Source organism: Methylobacterium nonmethylotrophicum (assembly GCF_004745635.1).
GTDB classification, from domain to species: domain Bacteria; phylum Pseudomonadota; class Alphaproteobacteria; order Rhizobiales; family Beijerinckiaceae; genus Methylobacterium; species Methylobacterium nonmethylotrophicum.
In genome coordinates, this window is record NZ_SRLB01000020.1 from 68248 (window position 1) to 91574 (window position 23327).

At 73.0% G+C, this 23327-nt stretch carries 25 protein-coding genes; 11 read left to right on the top strand and 14 right to left on the bottom strand.

Annotated features, from left to right (window positions below):
* Positions 1–277: 277 nt before the first annotated feature.
* Positions 278–901 carry a 2,3-bisphosphoglycerate-dependent phosphoglycerate mutase gene (locus EU555_RS24225; RefSeq protein WP_135417785.1) on the bottom strand — a complete coding sequence of 208 codons (624 nt, stop codon included), beginning with the start codon at positions 899–901 and terminating at the stop codon, positions 278–280.
* A gap of 35 nt (positions 902–936) precedes the next feature.
* Entirely contained in the window at positions 937–1734 is a 798-nt protein-coding gene (dapB, locus tag EU555_RS24230; RefSeq protein WP_135417786.1) for a 4-hydroxy-tetrahydrodipicolinate reductase, read from the bottom strand.
* 258 nt (positions 1735–1992) lie between these two features.
* Between dapB and EU555_RS24235 the strand changes: the two genes are divergently transcribed.
* A complete protein-coding gene (locus EU555_RS24235; protein WP_135417787.1) occupies positions 1993–3024 on the top strand; it encodes an alpha/beta fold hydrolase in 1032 nt (343 codons plus the stop codon).
* Here the strand turns inward: EU555_RS24235 and EU555_RS24240 are convergent.
* Positions 2990–3709, bottom strand: a complete 720-nt coding sequence (locus EU555_RS24240; protein ID WP_135417830.1) for a MarC family protein — start codon at positions 3707–3709, stop codon at positions 2990–2992. The genes EU555_RS24235 and EU555_RS24240 overlap by 35 nt on opposite strands.
* Before the next feature lie 2 nt (positions 3710–3711).
* On the bottom strand, positions 3712–4464 hold the full coding sequence (locus EU555_RS24245) for a class I SAM-dependent methyltransferase (RefSeq protein WP_135417788.1): 753 nt from the start codon (positions 4462–4464) through the stop codon (positions 3712–3714).
* A 213-nt stretch (positions 4465–4677) separates the two neighbouring features.
* On the opposite strand from EU555_RS24245, the gene gloB reads away from it, so the two are divergent.
* The gene (gene gloB / locus EU555_RS24250) at positions 4678–5457 is read left to right on the top strand and encodes a hydroxyacylglutathione hydrolase (protein ID WP_135417789.1); all 780 of its coding nucleotides are present in this window, start codon (positions 4678–4680) and stop codon (positions 5455–5457) included.
* A 5-nt stretch (positions 5458–5462) separates the two neighbouring features.
* A complete protein-coding gene (locus tag EU555_RS24255; protein ID WP_135417790.1) occupies positions 5463–5900 on the top strand; it encodes a cupin domain-containing protein in 438 nt (145 codons plus the stop codon).
* Positions 5901–5992: 92 nt separating this feature from the next.
* On the opposite strand, the gene EU555_RS24260 is transcribed toward EU555_RS24255, so the two are convergent.
* On the bottom strand, positions 5993–6775 hold the full coding sequence (locus EU555_RS24260) for a hypothetical protein (protein WP_135417791.1): 783 nt from the start codon (positions 6773–6775) through the stop codon (positions 5993–5995).
* 459 nt (positions 6776–7234) lie between these two features.
* Between EU555_RS24260 and EU555_RS24265 the strand changes: the two genes are divergently transcribed.
* Positions 7235–7510 (top strand): hypothetical protein, encoded by a 276-nt coding sequence (locus EU555_RS24265; RefSeq protein ID WP_135417792.1) that lies wholly within the window; start codon positions 7235–7237, stop codon positions 7508–7510.
* A 449-nt stretch (positions 7511–7959) separates the two neighbouring features.
* Here EU555_RS24265 and yddG read toward each other — a convergent pair whose 3' ends face one another.
* Positions 7960–8853 (bottom strand): aromatic amino acid exporter YddG, encoded by an 894-nt coding sequence (gene yddG / locus EU555_RS24270; RefSeq protein ID WP_135417793.1) that lies wholly within the window; start codon positions 8851–8853, stop codon positions 7960–7962.
* 87 nt (positions 8854–8940) lie between these two features.
* Here yddG and EU555_RS24275 point away from each other — a divergent pair, with 87 nt between their 5' ends.
* Complete coding sequence (locus tag EU555_RS24275) at positions 8941–9606, top strand: alpha-ketoglutarate-dependent dioxygenase AlkB (protein ID WP_167858649.1); 666 nt, start codon at positions 8941–8943, stop codon at positions 9604–9606.
* A 121-nt stretch (positions 9607–9727) separates the two neighbouring features.
* Entirely contained in the window at positions 9728–10702 is a 975-nt protein-coding gene (locus EU555_RS24280; RefSeq protein ID WP_245524462.1) for a hypothetical protein, read from the top strand.
* A 22-nt stretch (positions 10703–10724) separates the two neighbouring features.
* Here the strand turns inward: EU555_RS24280 and EU555_RS24285 are convergent, their stop codons facing one another.
* From EU555_RS24285 to EU555_RS24295, 3 genes are all read right to left on the bottom strand, one after another.
* The gene (locus tag EU555_RS24285) at positions 10725–11603 is read right to left on the bottom strand and encodes a peptidoglycan-binding domain-containing protein (protein ID WP_135417794.1); all 879 of its coding nucleotides are present in this window, start codon (positions 11601–11603) and stop codon (positions 10725–10727) included.
* A gap of 81 nt (positions 11604–11684) precedes the next feature.
* On the bottom strand, positions 11685–13526 hold the full coding sequence (locus EU555_RS24290) for a sensor histidine kinase (RefSeq protein WP_135417795.1): 1842 nt from the start codon (positions 13524–13526) through the stop codon (positions 11685–11687).
* 209 nt (positions 13527–13735) lie between these two features.
* The gene (locus EU555_RS24295; protein ID WP_245524463.1) at positions 13736–13969 is read right to left on the bottom strand and encodes a heavy-metal-associated domain-containing protein; all 234 of its coding nucleotides are present in this window, start codon (positions 13967–13969) and stop codon (positions 13736–13738) included.
* A gap of 269 nt (positions 13970–14238) precedes the next feature.
* Between EU555_RS24295 and EU555_RS24300 the strand changes: the two genes are divergently transcribed.
* The 3 genes from EU555_RS24300 (at position 14239) to EU555_RS24310 (ending at position 18604) form a co-directional block, all read left to right on the top strand.
* Complete coding sequence (locus EU555_RS24300) at positions 14239–15831, top strand: EAL domain-containing protein (protein WP_135417796.1); 1593 nt, start codon at positions 14239–14241, stop codon at positions 15829–15831.
* Between the two features lie 86 nt (positions 15832–15917).
* On the top strand, positions 15918–17609 hold the full coding sequence (ade, locus tag EU555_RS24305) for an adenine deaminase (RefSeq protein ID WP_135417797.1): 1692 nt from the start codon (positions 15918–15920) through the stop codon (positions 17607–17609).
* An 89-nt stretch (positions 17610–17698) separates the two neighbouring features.
* Positions 17699–18604: a TIGR01459 family HAD-type hydrolase gene (locus tag EU555_RS24310; RefSeq protein WP_135417798.1), complete on the top strand. Its 906-nt coding sequence runs from the start codon at positions 17699–17701 to the stop codon at positions 18602–18604.
* 62 nt (positions 18605–18666) lie between these two features.
* On the opposite strand, the gene EU555_RS24315 is transcribed toward EU555_RS24310, so the two are convergent.
* Both EU555_RS24315 and EU555_RS24320 read right to left on the bottom strand, forming a co-directional pair.
* Complete coding sequence (locus EU555_RS24315) at positions 18667–19197, bottom strand: protein phosphatase CheZ (protein WP_135417799.1); 531 nt, start codon at positions 19195–19197, stop codon at positions 18667–18669.
* A 199-nt stretch (positions 19198–19396) separates the two neighbouring features.
* Positions 19397–19780 (bottom strand): response regulator, encoded by a 384-nt coding sequence (locus EU555_RS24320; protein ID WP_048427618.1) that lies wholly within the window; start codon positions 19778–19780, stop codon positions 19397–19399.
* A 260-nt stretch (positions 19781–20040) separates the two neighbouring features.
* Between EU555_RS24320 and EU555_RS24325 the strand changes: the two genes are divergently transcribed.
* Positions 20041–21036 carry a bifunctional riboflavin kinase/FAD synthetase gene (locus EU555_RS24325; RefSeq protein ID WP_135417800.1) on the top strand — a complete coding sequence of 332 codons (996 nt, stop codon included), beginning with the start codon at positions 20041–20043 and terminating at the stop codon, positions 21034–21036.
* A 31-nt stretch (positions 21037–21067) separates the two neighbouring features.
* Here EU555_RS24325 and EU555_RS24330 read toward each other — a convergent pair whose 3' ends face one another.
* The gene (locus tag EU555_RS24330; protein ID WP_135417801.1) at positions 21068–21307 is read right to left on the bottom strand and encodes a hypothetical protein; all 240 of its coding nucleotides are present in this window, start codon (positions 21305–21307) and stop codon (positions 21068–21070) included.
* An 81-nt stretch (positions 21308–21388) separates the two neighbouring features.
* Between EU555_RS24330 and EU555_RS24335 the strand changes: the two genes are divergently transcribed.
* Positions 21389–21994, top strand: a complete 606-nt coding sequence (locus EU555_RS24335; RefSeq protein ID WP_135417802.1) for a cadmium resistance transporter — start codon at positions 21389–21391, stop codon at positions 21992–21994.
* On the opposite strand, the gene EU555_RS24340 is transcribed toward EU555_RS24335, so the two are convergent.
* Both EU555_RS24340 and EU555_RS24345 read right to left on the bottom strand, forming a co-directional pair.
* Complete coding sequence (locus tag EU555_RS24340) at positions 21972–22457, bottom strand: GNAT family N-acetyltransferase (protein ID WP_135417803.1); 486 nt, start codon at positions 22455–22457, stop codon at positions 21972–21974. The two genes, EU555_RS24335 and EU555_RS24340, sit on opposite strands and share 23 nt — an antisense overlap.
* Positions 22444–23109 (bottom strand): GNAT family N-acetyltransferase, encoded by a 666-nt coding sequence (locus tag EU555_RS24345; protein WP_135417804.1) that lies wholly within the window; start codon positions 23107–23109, stop codon positions 22444–22446. Before EU555_RS24345 ends, EU555_RS24340 begins: the two co-directional genes overlap by 14 nt.
* Positions 23110–23327: the final 218 nt, after the last annotated feature.

A 23327-nucleotide genomic window follows, 5' to 3' on the forward strand; every position in this document is an offset into this window, starting at 1 on the left:
GGACCGGCGCGAACGCCCTCGCGCCGTGCGATCGGGACGGCCGCGGGTGAGGTGTGTCGGCTCAGGGCCGATCCGACTTGGCTTGCATGTTCGTCCCAACCCACGACCTCATCCTGAGGTGTCAGTCGATTGACAATCGACTGACCTCGAAGGAGGGCTCCAGGGATCGCACAGAGTTCTGGAACCCTCCTTCGAGGCGCGCTTCGCGCGCACCTCAGGATGAGGTCGCGGGCGGGATCGAACGCAGTCTCGCGAGACGGGCTCTGCGAACAGGGCCTCAGTCGCGGTCGAGGATCTCCTTCGAGGCGACGGTAGTGTCGTCCTTCAGGCGGTAGACCAGCGGCACGCCGGTGGCGAGTTCGAGGCCCGGGATCGTCTCGGTGGTGAGCCCGTCGAGCACCATCACGAGGGCGCGCAGCGAATTGCCGTGGGCGGCGACCAGCACGCGCTCGCCGCGCATCACCCGGGGCAGGATCTCGCGCATGGTGTAGGGCAGCACGCGCGCCACGGTGTCCTTCAGGCTCTCGCCGCCGGGCGGGGGCACGTCGTAGGAGCGGCGCCAGACATGGACCTGATCCTCGCCCCACTTGGCGCGGGCGTCGTCCTTGTTGAGGCCCGAGAGGTCGCCGTAGTCGCGCTCGTTGAGGGCGGCGTCGGCATGGGTCGGCAGGCCGGACTGGCCGAGCTCCTCCAGGATCAGCGCGCAGGTGCGCTGGGCGCGGGTCAGGGCCGAGGTGAAGGCGACGTCGAACTGCACGCCCTTCGCCTTGAGCCGCCGCCCGGCCGCCCGCGCCTCCTCGACGCCGAGGTCGGTCAGCCCCGGGTCCTTCCAGCCGGTGAACAGGTTCTTCAGGTTCCACTCGCTCTGGCCGTGGCGCGCGAGGACGAGAAGACGCTCCATGATGCGTGTCGCTCCGTTGTCGATGAGAGGAGGGGTCAGAGGCCCAGCACGTCGTCCATGCCGTAGAGGCCGGGCTCGCGGTCGCGGGCCCAGAGGGCGGCCCGGATCGCGCCGGCGGCGAAGAGGCCGCGGTCGCTCGCGAGATGGGTGAGCTCCAGGCGCTCGCCGGCGCCGGCGAAGATCACGCTGTGCTCGCCGACGACGCTGCCGCCCCGCAGGGTGGCGAACCCGATCGTGCCGGGCTCGCGCGCACCGGTATGGCCGTCGCGCACCGCGACCTTGCGCTGGCTGAGCGCCACGCCGCGCCCTTCCGCGGCGGCCTCGCCGAGCAGCAGCGCGGTGCCGGACGGCGCATCCACCTTGTGGCGGTGGTGCATCTCCAGGATCTCGATGTCGTACTCGTCGCCCAAGGTCGCCGCGACCTTGCGCACGAGCCCCGCCAGCAGGTTGACGCCGAGCGACATGTTGCCGGACTGCACGATGCGGGCGTGGAAGGCGGCCGCCTTCAGCTTCGCCATATCGTCCGGCGACAGGCCGGTGGTGCCGACCACGTGGACGATGCGGGCCTGGGCGGCGAGCTCGGCGTAGAACACCGTGGCGGCCGGCGCCGTGAAGTCGAGGACGCCGTCGGCCTCGGCGAAGGCCGGCAGGGGATCGTCGGTGACCGGCACCCCGAGGGGCGGGAGCCCGGCGAGCACGCCCGCATCCTCGCCGAGGGCGGGCGCGCCCTCGCGCTCGATGGCGGCCGAGAGCGCGCAGCCCTCGGCCCCGGCCACGGCCTGGATCAGCATCCGCCCCATGCGACCGGAGGCGCCGACGACGACGAGACGCATAGGTCCAGGCATGGGTCCAGGGATGGGTCCGGGCATGGGATCCGCTCCTCACTCCTGCCGATCGCGCCCCGGCAGGACCGCGACGGTTCTCTTCGCCTGGCGGCGGGGACCGCCTGGCCCGGGCGTCGTACAGGGGCGGGGCGGTGCTGCCAAGGCGGGACGGCTCCTTCGCGATGCCGTGGTACCGGCACAGGGGATATGCGGCGGACCGCGAAGGTCCCATCTTGTTTCGCGGTGCAGCATCGCGCGGGAGATCCCATGGCCTTTCGGTTCGTACCAGGACGCACCACCCGCCGCGCGGCCACCGGCGCCGTCCGGATCCTGCGCGCCACCGCCAAGGCCAACGCGGCCGCGGCCCGCCAGACCGGCGCGCTGATGCGGCGCGGCGCCGAGGCGCTGAGGACGGCCGAGCCGGCGCACAGGCCGCCGGGCCGCTTCATCGAGGTCGACGGGGTGCGGGTGCACGTCATCGCCCGCGGCAAGGGCCGGCCGGTGGTGCTGATCCACGGCAACGGCACCATGGCGGAGGATTTCGTCATCTGCGGGCTGGTGGAGCAGCTCGCCAGGACCTACCGCGTCATCGTGATCGACCGGCCGGGCTTCGGCCATACCGAGCGGCCGCGGCACCGGGTCTGGACTGCCGCCGCCCAGGCGCGGCTGATCGGGCACGCGCTCGCCGCGCTCAACGTCGAGCGCCCGGTGATCGTCGGGCATTCCTGGGGGACGATCGTGGCCCTCGCCCTCGCGGCGAACGAGGGGATCGACCTGCGCGGGCTGGTGCTGCTCTCGGGCTATTACTACCCGGGCCGGCGGGCCGACGTGGCGCTGATCGCGCCGCTGGCCGTGCCCGGCGTCGGCGATGCGGCGCGGGCGATGATGCCGGGGGCGGTCGGCCAGATGCTGGCGCCGCAGGTCTTCCGCCACGTGTTCAAGCCGCAGGCCGTGCCGGCGCGGTTCACGGCGCGCTTCCCCGTGGCGCTCTCGCTGAGCCCGACGCAAGGGAGGGCGAGCGCCGAGGACACCGCCAGCATGAACACCGCCGTCGCCCTGCTGCAGCCGCACTACGCGTCCTTGCGGCTGCCGGTGGCGATCCTGTCGGGCGACGCCGACGCCGTCGTCGATCCGCGCGAGCAGTCGTGCCGCCTGCACGAGGAAGTGGCCGGCAGCACGCTCACCCTGCTGCCGGGCCAGGGCCACATGATCCACTATGCGGCGAAGGCCCGGATCGTCCGGGCGGTCGAGGCCCAGATGGCGCTCACCGGCCGAACCCTGGCCTGGCGTTCGCGATGAGCGGGCCCAGGACGTCGGTGACGCCGGTGAGGGTGATCTGGGTGCCGACGCAGAGGAGCAGGAAGGCGGCGAGCCGCCCCAGCACCCGGGCCCGGGCATGGCCGAGCCGCTCCACCAGCCGGTCGGCCGAGGCGTAGGCGAAGACCACCAGGAGCGCGATGGCGAGCGAGGCTGCCGAGGCGCCCGCCAGGTAGGCGATCCTGTCCGCGCCGCCCTCCGGCCGGCCGGCGCCCAGCGCGATCGCCACCGCGATGGTGCCCGGCCCGGTGGTGAAGGGGAGCGTCAGGGGGAAGAACGCCACCTCCGCCAGGGCGGCGGGCTCGGGGTCGTCCTCGCTGCCCTGGACCGGCTCGGCCTGCGCGGTCTTGCGGGCCTCGCGCTGCTCGGGCGCCGCGAGGAGGCTCCAGGCCTGCGCCGCCACCACGAGGCCGCCGGCGATGCGCAGGGCCGCGAGCGAGATGCCGAAGAAGCTGAGCACCGAGGCCCCGGCCCAGAGCGAGACCAGCATCACCGCCGCCGCATAGGCGCCGATGCGGCGGGCAAGCCAGCTGCGCTCGGCGTGGCTTCGTCCCGCCGTCACCTGGGCGAAGATCAGCGCGGCACCCGGCGGGTTGACGATCGAGAACAAAGCCGAGAAGGCGAGGAGGAAGCTCTGCAGCGCGGCGTCCGCGCCCGGGAACGGCATCGTCACGCCCCGCCCGGCACCGGGGCGGGCACCGGCACCGGGGCCGGCACCAGCACCCGGGCGCCGATTCGCGCCGCCCGGCGGGCCTGGACGGTGACCGGGCGGTAGAGCTGCTTCGACGCCTCGACCACGTGCAGCCCCGCGAAGGGCAGCGACAGGCCCGTGCCGACCCGCTCCCAGGCGCTCGCGGTGCGCAGGGTCAGCCAGCCCTCCACGGGCGGCACGTACAGGGTCTCGGCCCAGTCCTCGGGCGCGAAGAGCGTGTCGCGCATCAGGCGGCCGAGCTGCGAGCGGCTGTAGGGCTGGCCGTGGCCGAAGGGCGTGGCGTCTCGCCGCGCCCACAGGCCGCGGCGATTCGGCACCGCCACGATCAGCCGGCCGCCGGGGGTGAGGACGCGCCAGACCTCCTGCATCAGCTCGGCCGGGCTCTCCACCGCCTCGATGGCGTGGATCAGGAGCACCCGGTCGAGGGCCGCATCGGGCAGCGGCATCATGGTCGGGTCGACGAGGCACGAGGCGGAGCGGCCGGAGCCGGGCCAGTTCGTCACCCCCTGCGTCGCCGGCATGAAGGCGAGCGTGCGTTCGGCGGCGTGCCGCACCGGCCCGAGATACGGCACCGCGTAGCCGAGGCCCATCACCCGAAGCCCCGAGACCGAGCCGAGCATGCGGTGGACCGTGCGGCCCACGAGCCGCTGCGCCACCGCCCCGAGGGGGCTGGCGTAGAAGGCGCGCAGGTCGGTGACGTCGAGGCTCATCGGTTCATCAAGGACGTGCCGGCGGCGCGTCGCGCTCCGCCCTCCGGGGCATCAATGGGGAGTCGCGCAAAGCGCGGCAAGGCGTCAACCCGCAGGCTGCCGTTGCGCTCCCCGCTATTTCCCGGACACCGTTTATGGGCTCAAGCCCCGTCGCGCGGCGGCACGGCGCGCCCTATCTCCCGGGGCGTGAGACTGTCGCCAGGACGCGCCGCCATGCCCGAGATCCGCCCCCAGATCCGCACCTTCCCGTGCCGGAGCGACAATATCGGCGTGCTGATGCGCGACCCCGAGACCGGCGCCTGCGCGGCGATCGACGTGCCGGAGGCGGCCGCCGTGCTGCGCGCCCTCGACGAGACCGGCTGGCGCCTCACCGACATCCTGGTCACCCACCGCCACGGCGACCACGTCGAGGGCATCCCGGAGGTGAAGGCGCGGACCAGGGCCCGGGTGACGGCCCCGGCGAAGGCCGGCTCGGCCGTGCCGCAGGTCGACGCCACGGTGCGCGAGGGGGACGTCGTGACGGTGGGCTCGCTCGCGGCTGCCGTCTGGGAGACGCCCGGCCATTGCGACGACCACGTCACGTACTGGTTCGAGGAGGCGGGGATCGCCTTCGCGGGCGACACCCTGTTCACCCTCGGCTGCGGCCGGGTGCTCGAGGGGCAGCCCCAGGTGCTGTGGCGCTCGCTGTCGCGCTTCCTGGCCCTGCCGGACGAGAGCGTGATCTATTCGGGCCACGACTACGTGCTGTCGAATGCCCGCTTCGCGCTCGCCGCCGAGCCGGAGAACGGCAACCTCAAGGCCCGGGCGGCGCTCGCCGAGACGGCCAAGGCCGAGGGCCGCTTCCTGGTACCGACGACGCTGGGTGAGGAGAAGGCCACCAACCCGTTCCTGCGCGCCACCGAACCGGCGCTGGCCCGCGCGGTCGGAATGGCGCCCGGCGCCGACCCGGCGGCGGTGTTCACGGCTTTGCGCGAATGGAAGAACCGGTTCTGAACCCGATGCAGACCCTGACCGCCGCCGAGGTCGTGCGCCTTCTCGACCTCAAGCCCCACCCGGAGGGCGGGCATTACCGCGAGACCTTCCGGGACAGCCGCGAGATCGACGGCCGGCCGGCCTCGACCGCGATCTACTACCTGCTCGACATCGGCGAGACCTCGGAATGGCACCGGGTCGACGCCGCCGAGGTCTGGCTCTGGCACGCCGGGGCCCCGATGGTGATCACCACCAGCCCCAACGGCCACGACGCCGAGGCGCGCCACCTCGGCCCCGACCTCGCCCGGGGCCATCGGCCGCAGATCGTGGTGCCGGCCGGGCACTGGCAGACCGCCACCAGCCTCGGCGCCTGGACGCTGGTGAGCTGCACCGTGGCCCCGGGCTTCCGGTTCGAGGGCTTCGAGCTGGCGCCGCCGGACTGGCGGCCGATGCCGCGGGGGTGAATTCCCGGCCCTCGGCGGCCCACGCCTGAACGCGGCCGCCGAGGTCTCGGATAAACGATGGGAGACAATCGCGAGGGCTGCTGCCGATCCGCTCACTGGCTCGCAGGCACGTACAATTGCCGTGAGTACCAGGGGAGCGAAACGGCGCTCACCAGTTGGTGCGATCCGTCGAACAGCCTGCCGAGGAGGCCGCCCGTGGCCTTGAACGTCAGGCCTTTGGCCTTGTCGACGCCGTTCGCCGCGCTCACGAGGACGACCGTGCCCTGGTCGATCCGGTAGGTCCGGCGCACCCGGCCATCGACCGCCGACACGTTGCGGGAATCGAATTGCGCGCGGCTCGGCTGCAGCCGCTCGTAGCCGATCTGGAAGCTGATCCGCTCACCCCCGTTGCCTGCGACCGACCACGTCTCCTCGATGGTCCCCTTCAGGTTCGCCACGCGAAGGCTGCGCTCGGCCGTCACCGTCGCGGGCTTGCCCGCCTTGTAGAAGCCCGGTGCGGTTTCGGCATCGCCGTAGGCTTCGATGATGGCGAAGGCGGACTCGGCGCCGTTCTTGGCCGGAATCGACAGGATGACGCTCGCCTCTTCCCCTCCTGCTGCCTTGCCGTCCTGGTCGACCGTCGCCAGCCGCTCGGAGAACACGACGGCGAGGTTGGCGCCCTTGGCAGGTCCCTGGGCGATCGGCGCGAGCGTCCAGCCATCGGGCAGAAGCTTCTGCACGACCTCGTCGCCGACCTTGAACGTGAGGACCGTGCGGGTCTCGGCGACCGCGCCGGAATAGACCCCCAATGTGTCGGCAGGCGGCAGGGGCGCTTGGGCGAAAGCCGGGATCCCACAAGAAACGAGGAGTATAGAAGCAATCAAGGCATTCCGCATGGCAGCTGCCCTCCTCCCATTTTTGTTTCTAGATCGTCACTATGCGCCGCAATTTTCAATCTGGCAATCTTCCGGATCAATCAATGCAAAGGATGCACGCAGTTCGAGAATCAGATAAATCAATACAACCCCCGCAACCGGCCCTGGAGATTTCTGGATCCAGGTCTCGGGGCCAAGTTCCGCTCGGCCTGACCTGCTGAGGAGCAAAGTTGATCGGGTCTTGGCGCTGACCTCGTCGGCGGCTGCTCTCCACCGCCGCCTCCCGCGCGCGCGTCGCCACCAGGGCGCCGGCCACGATGAGCCCGCAGGCGAGCGCCAGGGATCCGGTCGCCGCATGTCTCCGGGCCTCTCGAGCGTGCCTTGCGGCCCGCCGCTGTGCCGCAGGGTAATTTTGGGCTGGACAGCCATGTCGGCGCCGCCTAAATTGGCGCTACTTGATTGATGGCACGAAAGTTGACAATGATGACGGTGCGCTGGCAGAATGAAGGTCTCTTCATCCCGCGCGTGCTCGTCAGCAACTCAGCAGCCGACATGATCTCGTTGCTACACCCGTCCGACGAGACCGCAGCTTCTGCGACGGCAGCGGCGATCAAGGCGAGCGTTCTCGATCCTGCTAAGGTCAACAAGCTCGTCGGCGTCGACAATGCCTTCGTCGCACGCGCCGGAGAATTGCAGGTTTTCTTCAAGATCGAGGGCGATACGATCGTCATTACATCGATCCTCGCGCAGACCTGATGGCGAAGCGCTTTGCTTGCCGAGTTCAAGATCCTCCTCGGCACCACCACCGCTCTCGCTGAGCGCGATCAGGGTCTCGCCAGTTTCAGACGATAGCCCTATCCCTGCGCGAAGATCGGGCAGTCCAACGCGCGTGGGCGTCGGCGACCTGATCGGGCATGCGTCTCGGATCCTTCCACATGTCCGGACCGGCCTCACCGTCCGCCGTGCCGGCACGGACGATCTCTGCCTGATCGAGGTCGAAGGTGCATCCGCCCGACACATCTTCGAAGTGAGCGCGGGACCGGCCCGTGGGCCTGCGCGTTCGACAAGGGCTTCAGTCAGGTCGTCGACTGATAGCGTCGCGCCCACCCTCGTGACCGTCGACGAGCTCGACCGCGATTTCGGGGTGTGGATCAGCCCGAGAACATCGCCCGCTCGGAACAACCGGGCTCGGCCACTGGGATCCCTTAGCGGCCGCTCTCCGCCGCCGCCTCCCGCGCCCCGCCCGCCCGCGTTGCCACCAGGGCGCCGGCCACGATGAGCCCGCAGGCGAGCGCCAGCGACCAGGTCGCCGGGGCGTAGCCGGCGGCGACGAGGAGCAGGGTCGAGAGGACCGGGGCGGCGTAGGAGCCGACGCCGAGGAGGCGGATGTCGCCGCGCTTGACGCCGATGTCCCAGAGGTAGAACGCCGCCCCGACCGGGCCGAGGCCGAGCGCCGCCACGGCCGCCCATTGCGCCGCGCCGTGCGGCCAGACCGTCGTCTCGAAGGCGAGGTGGCAGGCGAGGCTCAAGGCCGCGGTGGCGAGGCAGAAGCCCGCGACGGCATCCGTCGGCACCGCGCCGACCCGGCGCGACAGCACCGAGTAGCCCGACCACAGGAAGGCGCAGGCCGCGGCCGCGGCGTAGCCCGGCAGGGCGGCGGCCTCGAAGCTCAGCGAACCGCGGCCGAGGAAGAGCGTGACGACGCCGGACAGGCCCAGGAGCGCGCCCGCGAGGTGGGCGGCGCGCAGGCCCCCCTCCCCCGGCAGCAGGGCGGAGAACAGCACGATCAGCAGCGGCCAGAGATAGCTGATGAGCCCGGCCTCCGCCGGCGGCGCGAGGCGCAGGGCCGCGAAGTAGAGCGCGTGGTAGCCGAACAGGCCGCCGATGCCGAGGGCCCAGACCGCGACGGGCTGGCGCAAGGCGGCGAGGCCCGAGGGGCGCACGATCCAGCTGGCGCAGCCGAGGAGCCCGCCGACCAGGAAGGTCATCGCGGCGAGCTGGAAGGGCGGCACCGCGCCGGAGGCCGCGGTGAACAGGGCGAGCAGCGACCAGAGCAGGATGGCGCCGGAGCCGATCAGGGTGGCGGTGCGGACGGTCATAGTACGCCTTCAGCTTCACCGGCGCGGCCCTACCACGGCGGCCCTGCCGGCTCACCCGGAAATCGGCTACGAGGCCTCGTGCGGAGGATCCCACCCCTGATCGAACTCGCCCCCGGCCTGATCCACCATCCGGGCTATCTCGATGCCGAGGCGCAGGCCGCGCTCGCCGCCGACCTCGCGGCTGTTTTGCGCGACGCCCCGCCCTTCACCCCCACCATGCCGCGCACGGACAAGCCGTTCTCCGTCCGGATGACGAATTGCGGCCCCCTCGGCTGGGTCTCCGACCGGGCCGGCTACCGCTACCAGGCGGCGCATCCGGAGACCGGCCGGCCCTGGCCCCGGATGCCGGCGGCGTTGCTGCGGGCCTGGGACGACCTCGCCCGTTGCCCGGCCGAGCCCGAGGCCTGCCTCGTCAACCTCTACGGGCCCGGCACCCGGATGGGCCAGCACCAGGACCGGGACGAGGCGGAGCTCGCCGCCCCCGTTCTCTCGCTGTCCCTCGGGGCGACCGCCCTGTTTCGCTACGGCGGGGTGAATCGCACCGACCCGACCCGGTCGGTGCGGCTGTCCTCCGGCGACGCCCTGGTGATCGGCGGGCCCTCGCGCCTGATCTTCCACGGCGTCGACCGCATCCTGCCCGCCGCCCCCGACCTCCTGGCGCCCGGAGCCGGGCCGGTCCTGCCCGACCCGGTGCCCGAGGGCGGGCGCCTCAACCTGACCTTGCGGCGCGTCTCGGCGTTCCGCCGCGCTTGACAGACCGGCCCGGGCGGCCGACGCATCCCCGCGATGATCCGGCGCCCGCCCGCTCCCGGGCGGCGTCGACCGACCCCCGACCGCCGCCCGCTCCCGGGCGGCGTCAGCCGAGACGAGTCTGATGCCGACGAGTCCCCTGTCGCTGCGCGCCCGTCTGGTGCGCGTCCTGGCGCTCCTCTCCTGCCTCGCCGGCCTGCCGGCCGGGGCCCTGGCGGCCGATCCGGTCTACCCGCCGGGCTCGCGCTTCGGCTTCGAGCCGGCGAAGGAGATGGTGATCTCGCGCCGCTTCACCGGCTTCGAGCGGCAGGGCGGCGGCGCCACGGTCTCGGTGGTCGAACTGCCGCCGCAGGCCTACAAGGACCTCACCGCCAACTTCACCGACGAGAACCTGAAGAGCCAGGGCCTGGTGGTGAAGACCCGCGAGACGCTGAAGCTCGCCGACGGGCGGGAGGGCCTGCTGTTCACCGGCGAGCAGCCGATCGATCAGGCTCCCGGCACGCCGGCCCTGCACAAGTGGGTCTTCCTCGTCTCCGATCCGACCGTCACCGGCATCGTGATCGGCCAGACTCTCCCCGGGGCCGAGGCCGACGAGACGATGCGCGCGATGCTGACCAGCGTGCGGGTGCGCCCGGCGCTGACCATCGACCAGCAGGTCGCGGCCCTCCCCTTCCGGGTCACCGAGACCGCGGGCTTCCGCCCGGTGCGGGTGCTCGGCGGCAACTCGGTGCTCTACACCGACGGGCCGAAGGACCAGATGATGAACCTGGAGCAGCCGATCCTGGTCCTCGCCGAGGCGGTGCAGCCGGCCCCGGCGGCCGAGCAGCGCGACGCCTTCGCCAAGGCCGCCCTGTACTCGAACCAGACCATGAAGGACTTCGCGATCGAGCGGTCGCAGGGCTTCCGCCAGAACGGGGCCGACTGGCACGAGATCGTGGCGCGGGCGGTCGACGTGCCGTCGGGCACGCCCGTGGTGGTGTCGCAGACCATCCGCTTCCAGCCCGACGGCTATTTCCGCGCCGTCGGCGTGGTCCGGGCCGCCGACCGCGACGCGATGCTGCCGCGCTTCCGCAAGGTGGTGGACAGCGTCGGGTTCTGAGCTCCGGGGAAGGCGGGGTGCCTCACTCCGGCTTGAGGCCCGAGCGCGCCTCGAGCTCCTTCAGGGTCCGGCGGGCGACGCTGGCGCCGGGCAGGCGGCGCTCGCGCTCGAAGCGCGCCAAAGCCGCGCGGGTGCCCGGTCCGGCGATGCCGTCGACCGTGAGCGGGCCGTAGCCGAGCTTCACCAGGGCGCGCTGGGCATAGGCGACCGACTTGTCGGCCTTGGCCGCGGCGGCCGGCGGCGCGGCGTGGAGCGCCTTCGCGGCGTCCGGCGCCTTCGCCTCCCGGACCGAGGCCGGCGGGCGGACCTCAGGCGCGGACTTGGCCGCCTCCTTGCCCACAGCCTCCTTGACCGCCGCTTCCTTGACCGCACTCTCCCTGGGCGGCGCCTTCGCGGGCTTCGCGGGCGCGGCCTTCGGGCTCACCGAGGCGGTGGTGTGGTCGTCGCGGCCGATCAATGCGCCGATGCCATCCGCCGCCCCGGCCTTCGGCGCGTCCGGCCTTCCGGCCCGGGCCGCGTCGGCCCGGACCGTCGGAGCGGGGGCGGGGTCGGCCGCCGGGCGCGGCGGCGCCTTGGCGAAGAGCGGAGCCGGATGGCGCCCGGTCTGGAAGCTGAGAGCGTTCGCTGCCACCGCCGCCACGGCTCCCAGGGCGAGGAGAAGGCCGACGATGCCGGCCGGGTGACGCACGATCCGGTCGGCCCGGCCCCGCAGGCGGTCGAGGGCGCCGGCGGGCCGCGGCACGACCCGGGGCGCGCGCGCCGCCCGCGGGGCCGACCGCGGACGCGGTGCGGGCCGCGCCTCGGCCGTCAGCCCCACGTCGGGATCGCGCCGGCGCGCCGTCGCCTCGCCGGAGGGCCGGGCCGTTGCTTCGGCGGGTGGCCGGGCTGGCGCCTCGGACATCACGTCTCCTTCCGGCTTCGGGCGGGCCAAGATCGGGCGGGCTTGAAGTTCGGGCAGGTCCCGCTCGCGCGGGACCCAGGCTCAGCCGGTCAGCCGCATCGTCGCGGGCGCCCCGGCCGGGGCAGGCCCGACGAGGGCGGCGGTGCGGATCGGCACGGGGCCGCCGGGCGCGGACCGGCCGCCGCGGCAATCGAGCGGCAGGCTCACCACCACCCGGGTCCCCCGGGACGGGCTGCTCTCGACCGAGAGCTCGCCGTGGTGCAGCCCGACGAGGCCGCGCACCACCGAGAGGCCGAGGCCGGTGCCCTCGTGCGACCGGCCATAGGCGGCGCCGGCGCCGAGGCCGGCCTGGAAGAACGGGTCGCCCAGCCGCGGCAGGTCGGCCTCCGCGATGCCGATCCCGGTATCGGTCACCGCCATCTCGATCCGGTCGAACATCCGACGCACCGAGAGCACCACCTCGCCGCCCCGGGGCGTGAACTTCACGGCGTTCGACAGGAGGTTGATCAGCATCTGCCGGCACGCCCGGGGATCGGCGGTGACCTCCGGCAGGTCGGCGGCGACCTCGCGCCGCAGGCGCACGCCGCCCTGGTCGGCGCGGATCTGCATCAGGTCGCAGCAGCCCTGGGCGAGGCCCGCGAGATCGAACGGCTCGGGCACGTAGTCGAAGTTGCCGCTCTGGATCCGGGACATGTCGAGGAGGGCATTGACCACCTCGAGGAGGTGCCTCCCCGAGGTGTGGATGATGCCGGCATATTCCCGCCGCCGGTCGGGGCCGAGCGCCAGGGTCGATTCGCTCTCCAGCATCTCGGAGAAGCCGATGATGGCGTTGAGCGGCGTGCGCAGCTCATGGCTCACCGTGGCGAGGAAGCGGCTCTTGACCTCGTCGGCGCGCTCGGCCGCGGCCCGGGCCTGGTCGAGCTCCTCGGCGTGGCGCCGGTGCTCGGAAACGTCGCGGGTCACCGCCACCACGGCGGCCTCGCCGACCGCCGCCGGCACCGCCGCGCCCGGCACCCGGTGGGCGCGCATCTCGGCCCAGATCACCCGGCCGGCCTCGCCCGCCTCGCCGGCGGCGTGCAGGCGGAACTGCACCCTCACCGGCTGGGCCTGGCCGGCGGCGTCGCTGAGCGCCGTCAGGAAGGCCGGCCGGTCTGAGACGTGGACGCGGTTGAACAGGCCGCGGCCCTCGAGGGCGTCCGGCGTCGTCCCGGCGAGCGAGCGGGCGGCGGGGCTGGCCTGCAGCACGCTGCCGTTGCGGTCGTGCCAGGTGACGAGGTCGTCGATGGCGTCGAGGAGCAGGGCGTCGCGCAGGGTCGCGGCCTGGAGGCGATCGCTCCAGCGGCCCTCGCGGCGGTGGTGCTCGAGGGAGAGCGCCAGCACGTGACAGATCGCCGTGATGGCAAAGACCGGCATCGCCAGGGCCGCCGGCCAGGCGAAGAAGCCGAAACCCGCGGCGGGCTCGACGAGAGCGACCGCCACCGCCCCCAGGATGGCGAAGGCCGCCGCCATCAGGGCGGCCCGGTGCGATCCGGCGAGCAGCGCCTCGACCGGGATCATCACCAGCCAGATGCTCGCCGCCGAGGTCGGTCCGCCGGTCAGGCTCGCCAGGCAGACGACCAGCCCGGTCAGCGCCGCCGAGGAGAGGCCGTGGGCGAGCGTCAGGTTGCCGGTCCGCGCCAGCAGCAGGGCCGCGGCGACCGGGAGCATCAGGCAGGCCGCGGCCGCCGCCTCGACCGGCGTCGGCACGCCGCGCCAGAGGAGATAGGGCGGAAGCAGCGCCATCAGCACGGCGCCGGTGGCCAGCCGGGAGATCAGGAACCGCTCGTGGCGGGCCCGCTCGGCCGGGTCGCCCGCGGCGGAGTCATGGACGAGGCCCGCCAGATGGGCATCGATCAGGGACGCAAAGGCACTGTTGATACGCACACCGCCACGCCAGCGCGGGAGACCTCGCGGCCCCGGCGCCCCTACACTGCGAACTGCGAAAACCCTCGCAGAGGCGGCTTAAACGAACGTTAGAGCGCGGGGCGGCCAGGGCGACTGTCCCCGGGCTTCCACCGGGGCCGCCGTTTCCGGCCTCGACCTCGGGCGGTGGTCCATCCCCGCGACCTCAGCCGGTCATTGTCCCTGCGACCTCAGCCGGTCATGGCCTCGGCATCATAGCCGGCGCGGCCGAGCGCCGCGGCCACGTCGAGGGCTTGGGCGGCGGTGACGACGGCGACGCGGCCGCGCTCAAGATCCACGCTCACCTGCGCCCCCGGGTCGAGGCGCTGGATCGCCTTCGTCACCGCCGCCACGCAGCCCTGGCAGGTCATGCCCTCGACCTTCATCAGGAGGTCCATCCGCTCGTCGACCCGGTCGATCGTCATCGTGTCGTCCTCGTCCCACCGCGATCCGTCGTTACCGTCCGTGCGGCTGCAGCGCACCGCTCCGGCCCTTCAGGGCCGCGCAAGCCACATACGGCCCGTCAGGGCCGCGCAAGCCATGTCGGGTACTGCGGCACTTCGGACAAGGGTGCGGCGAAATCCGTGGGCAGCCCCTGGTGGCGGCTTGCGGGCATCCGGCGCCTCGGCGACAAACGTTAACGAGGCCGGTCTCCGCGGAACCCGGCGCGTCCTGAATGCGTAAGAGGAATCGCATGGCCCTCAAGACCGGCCGGCGGGCCGGCGGGTCGTCGGCGGGCCGGATCACCCTCATCCTGTCGTGCCTCCTGGCGGGCGGGCTCTGCCTCGCCGTGGCCTTCCTGTCCGCGCCGCTCCTCGGTGCGGTGGCCGGAACCGCGCTCGCGGCGGCGTTCCTGGCCGGGGTGGCGACGGTGTTCGCCCTCCGGCGGTCCGCGCGCCTCGGCCGGCAGGTCGACGTGCTGTCCGGCGAGATCGACCTGCTCTCGCGCCGCCTGCTGACGCTGGAGCAGCAGGGAGCGGCGCCGGCCGCGGCGCCGGCTCAGAACCCCGCCACGGCGACCCTGGAGAGTGGCCTGTCCGAGATCACGGCCGAGATCGGACTTCTCGGCGGCATCGTGCGCGAGCTCGCGATGGCGGTCGCCGCGCAGGACGAGGACCTGACCCGCCTCAAGGCCGTGCCCGCCGCAGGTCCGGCGATGCCGGCCCCGCCTGAGCAGGCGCCGCCGGCTCCCATGGCGCAGGGCCTGCAGGCGCCGGTCGCGCCGGCTCAGGGGGCGCAGACCTACGCGCCTCCGGTGCAGGCGCCGCCCGCGCCGGCCCACTCCTCCCGGCAGGCTCCCCCGGCCTACACCCAGGCGCCGGTGCCGCCGGCGGCCCAGGATCCTTACGCCGCGGCCAATCCCCCGCAGCCTGCCCCGGCCGCGCCGGCGGCGCCCTGGCCGGCCGATCCGATCCTGCCGCGGGAGGCCGGTCCGGCGCCGCGCCGCCCGTTCGTGCCCGAGCCCGCCGCCGAGGCGCAGCCGGAGGCCGAGATCCTCGCGGCCCTCGGCCAGGGACTCGAGGTTCACCTGCAGCCGATCGTCAGCCTGCCGCAGCGCAAGGTCGCGTTCTACGAGGCCCTCGCCCGCCTGCGGGTCGGCGAGGCGGTGCTCTCGCCGGCGGAGTTCATGCGCGTGCTCGAGCGGCACGGGCGGACCACCGAGCTCGACCGGCTGATGCTCGCCCGCGTGACCGCGATCGGGCAGCACCTCGCCGCCCGCGGCAGCGAGACGCCGGTAGCCTACGCCCTGTCGCCGGGCTCGCTGTTCGAGCCGGGCTTCCTGCGGGCGGTCGGCCGCCTGATCGACCTGCACCCGGAACTCGCCGGCCGGCTGATCCTGGCGCTGCCGCAGCGGAGCTGGCACAGCCTCGACGCCGAGCAGGCGGCAGCGCTCCAGGCTCTGCGCGGGCGGATCGGGCTCGCGGTCGACCGGGTGGTGGAGCCGCGCCTCGACGCGGCCGCCCTCGCGGCCCGCGGGGCGGGCTACGCCAAGGTCGGGATCGAGACCCTGCTCGGCGAGCACGGCGTCCCCCTCGCCGCCGCCCTGGCGCGGGCCGGGATCCGGCTCGTCGCGGAGGGCGTCGAGCAGGAGGCCGACGTCCCCGACCTCATCGACCTCGACCTGCCGCTCGCGCAAGGGACGGTGTTCTCGCCCCCGCGCATCGTGCGCCCGGAGGTGCTCTCGCCCCCCGCCACGCCCCCCGCGCCCGAGCCGACGCCGCCGGCGGACGACCCGCCCCCGCCGGTGCGGCGGGCCTTCCGGGACGTGCTGCGCCGGGCGGTCTGATGGGGCGCGCAGGCTGACGAAGCGGTAGCGGGCCGGCCTGCGACCGCCTAGCATCGCGCGGTCTTCCCCCGCCAGAAAGGCCACCGATGTCGGACCTCATCGCCCGCCGGATCGCGCAAGGGGCAGGCCGCGCGCCCGCCGACCTGGTGATCCGGGGGGCCCGCCTCCTCGACCTCGTCACCGGCGAGCTGGTGGAGACCGACATCGCGGTCTGCGGCGACACGGTGGTGGGTACCTACGGCACCTATGAGGGCGCGCGGGTGATCGAGGCGCAGGGGCGCGTCGCCGTGCCGGGCTTCATCGATACCCACCTGCACGTCGAATCGTCCCTGATCACCCCGCACGAATTCGATCGCTGCGTGCTGCCCCACGGCGTCACGACGGCGATCTGGGACCCGCACGAGCTCGCCAACGTGCTGGGCGCCGCCGCCTTCGACTACGCCCTCGCGGCGGTGGGCGAGACCGTGATGGACATCCGGGTCCAGCTCTCCTCCTGCGTGCCGGCGACCGACCTCGAGAGCGCCGGCGCCCGGATCGACGCGGAGGACCTCCTGCCCTACCGCGACCATCCCCGGGCGCTCGGCCTCGCCGAGTTCATGAACTTCCCGGGCGTGGTCGCGGCCGATCCGGGGTGCCTGGCCAAGCTCGCGGCCTTTTCGGGCCGCCACGTCGACGGCCACGCGCCGCTGCTCTCGGGGTCGTCGCTCAACGCCTACGCGGCCGCCGGCATTCGCACCGACCACGAGGCGACGAGCGCCGCGGAGGCGCTGGAGAAGATCCGCAAGGGCATGACGGTGCTGATCCGCGAGGGCTCGGTCTCGAAGGACCTGCACGCGCTGGCCCCGCTCCTCACCGAGCGGACGGCGCCGTTCCTCGCCTTCTGCACCGACGACCGCAACCCCCTCGACATCGCCGAGGAGGGCCATCTCGACCACCTGATCCGCACGGCGATCGCGCTCGGCGTGCCGCCGCTCGCCGCCTACCGGGCCGCCTCGCTCAGCGCCGCCGCCGCCTTCGGGCTCACCGACCGCGGGATGATCGCTCCGGGCAAGCGCGCCGACATCGTGCTCCTCGACGACCTCGAGGCCTGCGCGGTCTCGGCCGTGATCTCCGCCGGCCGGCCCGTCGACGCGGCGCTGTTCGCGGCCCGGACGATCACGCCGGCCCCGGGCCGCCGCAGCGTGCGGGCCGAACCGGTGACGCCGGAGGACCTCGCGATCGTCCCGCCCCAGGGCGAGACCTCGGTGATCGGCGTCGTGCCGGGCCGCATCATCACCGAGCACCGGCGGCTGACCCTGTCCGGGCTGCCCGATCCGGGCCAGGACGTGGTGGCGGTCGCGGTGGTGGCGCGCCACGGCACGCGCAGCATCGGCCGCGGCCTGGTGCAGGGCTTCGGGCTCCGGCGCGGGGCCATCGCATCCTCGGTCGGGCATGACAGCCACAACCTCTGCGTCGTCGGGGCCGATCCGGCCGCCATGGCGCGGGCGGTCAACCGGCTGATCGAACTCCAGGGCGGCTTCGTGGTGGCGGACGAGGGCGGGATCCTGGCCGAGCTGGCCCTGCCGATCGCCGGCCTGATGAGCGACCTTCCCTTCGAGGCGGTGCGGGACGCCCTGCCGCCCCTGCGCGAGGCCGCCCGGCGGCTCGGCTGCACCCTGCCCGAGCCGTTCCTGCAGGTCGCGTTCCTGCCGCTCCCGGTGATCCCGCACCTGAAGATCACCGACCGCGGCCTCGTCGACGTCGACCGGATGGCGATCCTGCCGCCGGATTTTGTGTAAACGTTTTCATGAAACCCGTTGCATTCGGGTCGGGCGGCCTTTAAGGCCTGCTGGGCTTTCTGCTGCAATGCAGCACGGGGGAGGCGGGCATGGCCGAGAGGATTCGCGCGGCGCATCCGGGCGAGGTGGCGATCCTGGACGGGATCGCCGGCATCGCGCCCGGCTTCGACCTGATCCTGTGCGACGTCTGGGGCGTGCTGCATGACGGCGTCCAGGCCCATCGCGGGGCGTCCGAGGCGCTGACGCGCTTCCGCGCCCTGCCGGGCGGGCGGCCGCGCCGGGTGGTGCTGGTCTCGAACGCGCCGCGCCCCGGCAGCGCCGTGCAGGCGCAGCTCGACAGCTTCGGCGTGCCGCGCAGCGCCTACGACGCCATCGTCACCTCGGGCGACCTGACGCGGCGCCTGCTGGCGGAGCGGGCGGCGGCGCCGATGCACCATCTCGGGCCCGACCGCGACCTGCCGGTCTTCGACGGCCTCGACCTCGCCCGCGGCGGGCCGCAGGACGCCGCCCACGTGGTCGTCACGGGGCTCCTCGACGACGAGACCGAGACGGCGGAGGATTACCGGGACCGGCTCGCGCCCTGGGCGGCCCGGGGCGTGACGCTGATCTGCGCCAACCCCGACCTCGTGGTCGAGCGCGGCGAGCGGCTGATTCCCTGCGCCGGCGCCGTGGCGGCGCTCTACGAGGAACTCGGCGGCACGGTCGTGTATGCCGGCAAGCCGCACGTCCCGGTCTACGAGGCGGCGGTCGCCACGGCCGAGGCGCTCGACGGCGCCGGCCCCCTCCCCCGCGACCGTGTGCTGGCGGTCGGCGACGCGATCCGCACCGACATCGCCGGCGCGCGGGCCTTCGGCATCGCGTCCCTGCTGGTGGCGCGCGGCATCCATGCCGAGGAGCTCGGCGTCGCGGCGGGTGCCCCGCTCGGCGGCATCGCGGACTGGCTCGAGGCGCAGGCCGTCCACCCGGACGGCGTGATCGACCTCCTGCGCTGGTAGACGACAAGAAGCCGGGGCGCGACGGCGCACCCCGGTTCCTTCACGTCGCGCTCACGCGTCCATCAGGAGAACAGGGCGTCGATCGCGTCCTGCGGCGTTTCCGGTCCCTTGAGCTGCGGGCCGTTGAGCATCAGCGATTCGGCGCGGGCCTTGCGGCGCGCCTCCTCCGGGTCGTACTCGACCTCGCCGTCGCGCACGTTCACCACGGTGGAGAACTGCGACAGGCGCTTCTCGAGCTGCCCCAGGGCCTCGACCACCTTGGAGATGCGCTGCCCGGTAATGTCCTGGAAGGTGCAGGCCTCGAAGATGTCGCCGATATGGGCCTCGACCTTGGTACGGTACTCGTCGAGCGTCCGGGCCTCGATCGAGAGCATCGACTCCGCCGATTCCATGATGCGGTTCGTGGCGCTGGCGGTGGCCGCGACCACGCTGCCGAGCTCGTCATGCGCCATCGGGATGCGGTCGCGAGTCAGTTCCTGCGCCCGCAGGGCGGAGATGCCCTTCTTCAGCTTGGTGATGTATTCGGCGATCTCGAGCAGCTCGGTCACCGGGACCGTCTGGCTCATCGCCGGAACCTTGCCCGCGCGGGCCATGGGCGCTTCGCCTCCGAGCAATCGAACGAGTGCGGACCGCGGCCCTGCTGTCATCTGCCTGAGCACGTGAGCGCTCCCCCCGGGTCGTTGTCTCGGGCCGGCGGGGGCCGGCGATCCGGCGGGGTACGGGCTGCGCTCGGCACCGCCGCACAGTGTCCGCGCCCCGGAGCGCCCTTCCCCCGACCGACGACCGCCTGGATCAGGCGCCGCAGACGGCCTCGATCTTGGTCTTCAGCGTCTGGGCGTTGAACGGCTTGACGATGTAGTTGTTCACGCCGGCCTTCTTCGCCGCGATGACGTTCTCGGTCTTCGACTCGGCGGTGACCATGATGAACGGCGTCGTGCGCAGGGCGTCGTCGGCCCGGACGTGGCGCAGCAGCTCGTACCCGGTCATCGGCTCCATGTTCCAGTCGGAGATGACGAGGCCGTACTTCTTCTGCTTCAGCTTCGCCAGGGCGCCGGTGCCGTCCGACGCATCGTCGACGTCCTCGAAGCCGAGCTGCTTCAGCAGGTTGCGGATGATGCGGACCATCGTCTGGTAGTCGTCCACCACGAGGATCGGCATGCCGAGGTCAAGGGCCATGGCTTACGGCTCCGTTCGCGGGCGCGACGCATCCCCGTGCGCGACGAATCCCGCTTGGATCATGAGAGGAGGCACCGGGTGGCGCCTCTGTCCTCAGCTTGTAGATCCGTCCCCCTTGAGAAGGGGTTAACCCCGGAAACGGGCCGACCCCGGAACCGAATCCGGCCGCGAGCCCGGCGTCCCATCCGGCTTGACCCACGGGACGGATTTCGACAGGGTCCGGCCGCCTCGACGCCCCCCTCTCCGAGCCAAGGATCCGCATGCCGCGCGACGAGACTGCCCCGCGCCCCGTCGCGTCGCCCTTCCCCGTCCACCGCGACGGCGAGCCGGTGCCGGAGGGCTTGAGCGGTGCGGTCGCGGCGCTCGGCAATTTCGACGGCATCCACCAGGGCCACCGGGCCCTGATCGCGGCGGTGCGGGAGATGGCGGCGGGTCTCGGCCGGCCGAGCGCGGTCCTCACCTTCGAGCCGCATCCGCGCGTCTTCTTCTCCCCCGACAAGGCGATGTTCCGCCTCACCGGCGAGGGCGGGAAGCTCGCGGTGCTGCAGCGCCTCGGCGTCGACGGCGCCTTCGTGCGCCGCTTCGACGCGGCGCTCGCCGGAACCGGGGCGGCGGCCTTCGTGGCCGACACCCTCAGGGGCGAGCTCGGCCTGTCAGGCGTGGTGATCGGGCACGACTTCCATTTCGGCCGCGGCCGCGAGGGCACCCCGGCGATGCTGGAGGCGCTCTGCGCCGAGAACGGGCTCGCCTGCCGGATCGTGCCGGCGGTGGCGGCCGGCGGCGGCGAGGCGCCGGTCTCCTCGAGCGCGATCCGGGCGGCGCTCGAGGCCGGCGACGTCCGAACCGCCAACCACCTCCTCGGCTACCGCTGGTTCGTCGAGGGCGAGGTGCGCCACGGCGACAAGCGCGGCCGCACCCTCGGCTTCCCCACCGCCAACGTGGCGCTCGACTCCTGCGCGCTCGCCCACGGCATCTACGCCGTGCGCGCGCGCCTGCGCGACGGCAGCGTCCGCGACGGCGTGGCGAGCTACGGCCGCCGCCCGACCTTCGACGACGGCGCGCCGCTCCTCGAGACATACCTGTTCGACTTCGCCGGCGACCTCTACGGCCAGCGCATCGCGGTCGAGTTCGTCGGCTTCATCCGCGGCGAGGCGCGGTTCGACAGCGCCGAGGCGCTGGTGGCGCGCATGCACGAGGACGCGGCGGAGGCGAAGCGGATGCTGGCCGCGGACCGCACGCCCTCGATGCTGGGGTGAAGCGCAGGTTAGCTCACGTTATTCCGGCCGGCTATTCGGGAATGAACTCGCGGATCGGCGCCTCGGTGTCGGTGTTCCGATCCCGCGGGCGCTTGGCCCGCCGCATCGGCCCGATGTCCTCGTCGGGAATCAGCAGCGGGTCGGTGGGCGTCACCGTGCCGGTGGCGTCGATGTCCTCCGGGACGGGCCGCGGCGGGACCTGCCGGTCGCGGGCGGCGGCCGGGATGGTCAGCAGGGCGGCGAGCGCGAGGGCGGAGAACGGCGTCCTCATGGTGAAGCTCCGTGTACAGGCTTCCGCAGGATCAACCGAGCGACGCCGCGCCCCGTTCCGGTCCACGACTCCGAGACGATCATGACCCTCCTGGCCGATCTCGGCGTCGCGGTCGCCCTGTTCGCCTCGACCAATCTCGACGACGTCTTCGTGCTGATCGGCTTCTTCTCCGATCCGCGCTACCGCCCGCGGCAGGTCGCGATCGGCCAGGTCCTCGGCATCTCCGCCCTGGTGCTGGCCGCGCTCGCGAGCGCGCTCCTGTCCGTCATGCTGGCTCCGGCCTGGCTCGGCCTCATGGGCCTCGTGCCCGTCGCGCTCGGGGTACGGGGGCTTCTGACGCACCGGAAGGACGAGGAGGACGACGCCGTGACCGGGACCGCGTCCATCGGCAACGCCCTCGCGGTCGCCGGCGTGACGATCGCCAACGGGGGCGACAATATCGGCGTCTACACCCCGGTCTTCGCCACGTCGCCGGGACCCCGGCTCGTCCTGTTCGTCGCGGTCTTCGCCGTGATGGTCGCGCTCTGGCTCGCCCTCGCCCGTTGGCTGGTGCACCACCCGGCCCTCGGGAGCCCGATCCGGCGGATCGGGCGGGTCGCGACGCCTGTGGTGCTGATCGGGATCGGGGTCATGGTGCTGGCCGAGGCCGGGACGCTGTCGCTAATCATCGGGCGGGCGGTACCGTGATCAGGTGCGTCGCAGTTCCCCCGGCTTCCTGGAAGCCGAGACGCCGGTAGAGCGCTGCCGACTTCGGCGAGGCCGCGCGCAGCCGCACGACCTGGAACTGGCCCTCGGCGGCCCGCAGCATCTGCCGCACCAGTGCTGCGCCGACACCGTGGCGCCGGTGCGTCTCCAAGACGTAGACGTGCCGCAAGCGGCCGATCCCGTACTCCACGACGTAAGGATCGCGGTTCAGGCCGCCGAGGCCGACGAGGCGGGGGCCGTGCCAGGCGCCGAGCAAGATCTCCCCGGGCTGGTCGAACCGGTTCTCACCCGTCGCCCAGTCGTTGAAAAGGCGGCGCACGAAGTCGATGCCGTGCCGCTCGGCCTCGGCGCGCAGGGGCTCGGCAGGATCGAGGGCAGTGAGGGAAGTGACCGTGAGGGCGGGCAGCCCGACGGGCGCACCGGCTTGCGCCTCAAAACTCGACATCCCGTAGCCCACCGTCGCGTTGGGGTAGATCGGCAGCCTCGAGGGGCGCAGACAAGAGCAGCCGACCGAAGGACGGTACCTGGACCGAGGAATGCCTGTCGGTATCAGGCGCGGTCACATCGGCGGATCCGTGCCGCAGCAGATATCCGCATTGCGTGATCGTCTCGCCGCGCGGCCGCGAGAAGACCGGTGCAGAGCCACACAGGACGAAACCGAGCTTCATCAGCACGCGCCCCGAGGCCGGATTGTCGCGGGCGTGCCCGGCCCGCAGCACCGTCACGCCGGTGCGCCCAAAGGCGAAGCGGACCAGGGCGGCCCCGGCCTCGGTTGCGTAGCCGCGGCCCCAGACGGCGCGATCGAACCAGTAGCCCAGATGGGCCTCGCCTCGCACGATCCCGTCGAGGTCGACCACGCCGATCATCGTGCCATCGTGCTCGACGGCGAACCGATAGGCCTCGCCCGCCTGCCACTCGCGCTGGTGATCGGCGAACCACCGCTCGGTCTCGCGTGGATCGGGCGGGAACGACGCCCGGCTCAGCATGCGCGCCACGTCCCAGTCCGTGCGGATGGCGATGGCGCGCGCAGCATCGGCCGGCTGCGTCGGGCGCAAGGCGAGCCGCTCGGTCGTGATCGTGCGGGGACGGATCGGCATGAATGGTGAGGATGGGTGCGAGGTGCCGCTGTTGACGCAACAGTATCATGGCGTGCCCATGAGTCCGACCGACCCTGACGGTCCGGCGCAACACTCCGCTTCCCCCGCCCGCCCGCCGCTGCTAGAAGCGCCGGATGACCGAATCGCACCCGCGTTGCGCCGTCATACGGCGAATTACGAGCCCGGCTTCCGCCTGAGGGCCGCGCTCGCGCGGCCGC

Excerpts from the sequence above, each read along its gene's own strand:
- EU555_RS24225 (WP_135417785.1), bottom strand. The coding sequence starts at position 901 with ATGGAGCGTCTTCTCGTCCTCGCGCGCCACGGCCAGAGCGAGTGGAAC.
- dapB (WP_135417786.1), bottom strand. The coding sequence starts at position 1,734 with ATGCGTCTCGTCGTCGTCGGCGCCTCCGGTCGCATGGGGCGGATGCTG.
- EU555_RS24235 (WP_135417787.1), top strand. The coding sequence starts at position 1,993 with ATGGCCTTTCGGTTCGTACCAGGACGCACCACCCGCCGCGCGGCCACC.
- EU555_RS24240 (WP_135417830.1), bottom strand. The coding sequence starts at position 3,709 with ATGCCGTTCCCGGGCGCGGACGCCGCGCTGCAGAGCTTCCTCCTCGCC.
- EU555_RS24245 (WP_135417788.1), bottom strand. The coding sequence starts at position 4,464 with ATGAGCCTCGACGTCACCGACCTGCGCGCCTTCTACGCCAGCCCCCTC.
- gloB (WP_135417789.1), top strand. The coding sequence starts at position 4,678 with ATGCCCGAGATCCGCCCCCAGATCCGCACCTTCCCGTGCCGGAGCGAC.
- EU555_RS24255 (WP_135417790.1), top strand. The coding sequence starts at position 5,463 with ATGCAGACCCTGACCGCCGCCGAGGTCGTGCGCCTTCTCGACCTCAAG.
- EU555_RS24260 (WP_135417791.1), bottom strand. The coding sequence starts at position 6,775 with ATGCGGAATGCCTTGATTGCTTCTATACTCCTCGTTTCTTGTGGGATC.
- EU555_RS24265 (WP_135417792.1), top strand. The coding sequence starts at position 7,235 with ATGATGACGGTGCGCTGGCAGAATGAAGGTCTCTTCATCCCGCGCGTG.
- yddG (WP_135417793.1), bottom strand. The coding sequence starts at position 8,853 with ATGACCGTCCGCACCGCCACCCTGATCGGCTCCGGCGCCATCCTGCTC.
- EU555_RS24280 (WP_245524462.1), top strand. The coding sequence starts at position 9,728 with ATGCCGACGAGTCCCCTGTCGCTGCGCGCCCGTCTGGTGCGCGTCCTG.
- EU555_RS24285 (WP_135417794.1), bottom strand. The coding sequence starts at position 11,603 with ATGTCCGAGGCGCCAGCCCGGCCACCCGCCGAAGCAACGGCCCGGCCC.
- EU555_RS24295 (WP_245524463.1), bottom strand. The coding sequence starts at position 13,969 with ATGACGATCGACCGGGTCGACGAGCGGATGGACCTCCTGATGAAGGTC.
- EU555_RS24300 (WP_135417796.1), top strand. The coding sequence starts at position 14,239 with ATGGCCCTCAAGACCGGCCGGCGGGCCGGCGGGTCGTCGGCGGGCCGG.
- ade (WP_135417797.1), top strand. The coding sequence starts at position 15,918 with ATGTCGGACCTCATCGCCCGCCGGATCGCGCAAGGGGCAGGCCGCGCG.
- EU555_RS24310 (WP_135417798.1), top strand. The coding sequence starts at position 17,699 with ATGGCCGAGAGGATTCGCGCGGCGCATCCGGGCGAGGTGGCGATCCTG.
- EU555_RS24315 (WP_135417799.1), bottom strand. The coding sequence starts at position 19,197 with ATGGCCCGCGCGGGCAAGGTTCCGGCGATGAGCCAGACGGTCCCGGTG.
- EU555_RS24320 (WP_048427618.1), bottom strand. The coding sequence starts at position 19,780 with ATGGCCCTTGACCTCGGCATGCCGATCCTCGTGGTGGACGACTACCAG.
- EU555_RS24325 (WP_135417800.1), top strand. The coding sequence starts at position 20,041 with ATGCCGCGCGACGAGACTGCCCCGCGCCCCGTCGCGTCGCCCTTCCCC.
- EU555_RS24330 (WP_135417801.1), bottom strand. The coding sequence starts at position 21,307 with ATGAGGACGCCGTTCTCCGCCCTCGCGCTCGCCGCCCTGCTGACCATC.
- EU555_RS24335 (WP_135417802.1), top strand. The coding sequence starts at position 21,389 with ATGACCCTCCTGGCCGATCTCGGCGTCGCGGTCGCCCTGTTCGCCTCG.
- EU555_RS24340 (WP_135417803.1), bottom strand. The coding sequence starts at position 22,457 with ATGTCGAGTTTTGAGGCGCAAGCCGGTGCGCCCGTCGGGCTGCCCGCC.
- EU555_RS24345 (WP_135417804.1), bottom strand. The coding sequence starts at position 23,109 with ATGCCGATCCGTCCCCGCACGATCACGACCGAGCGGCTCGCCTTGCGC.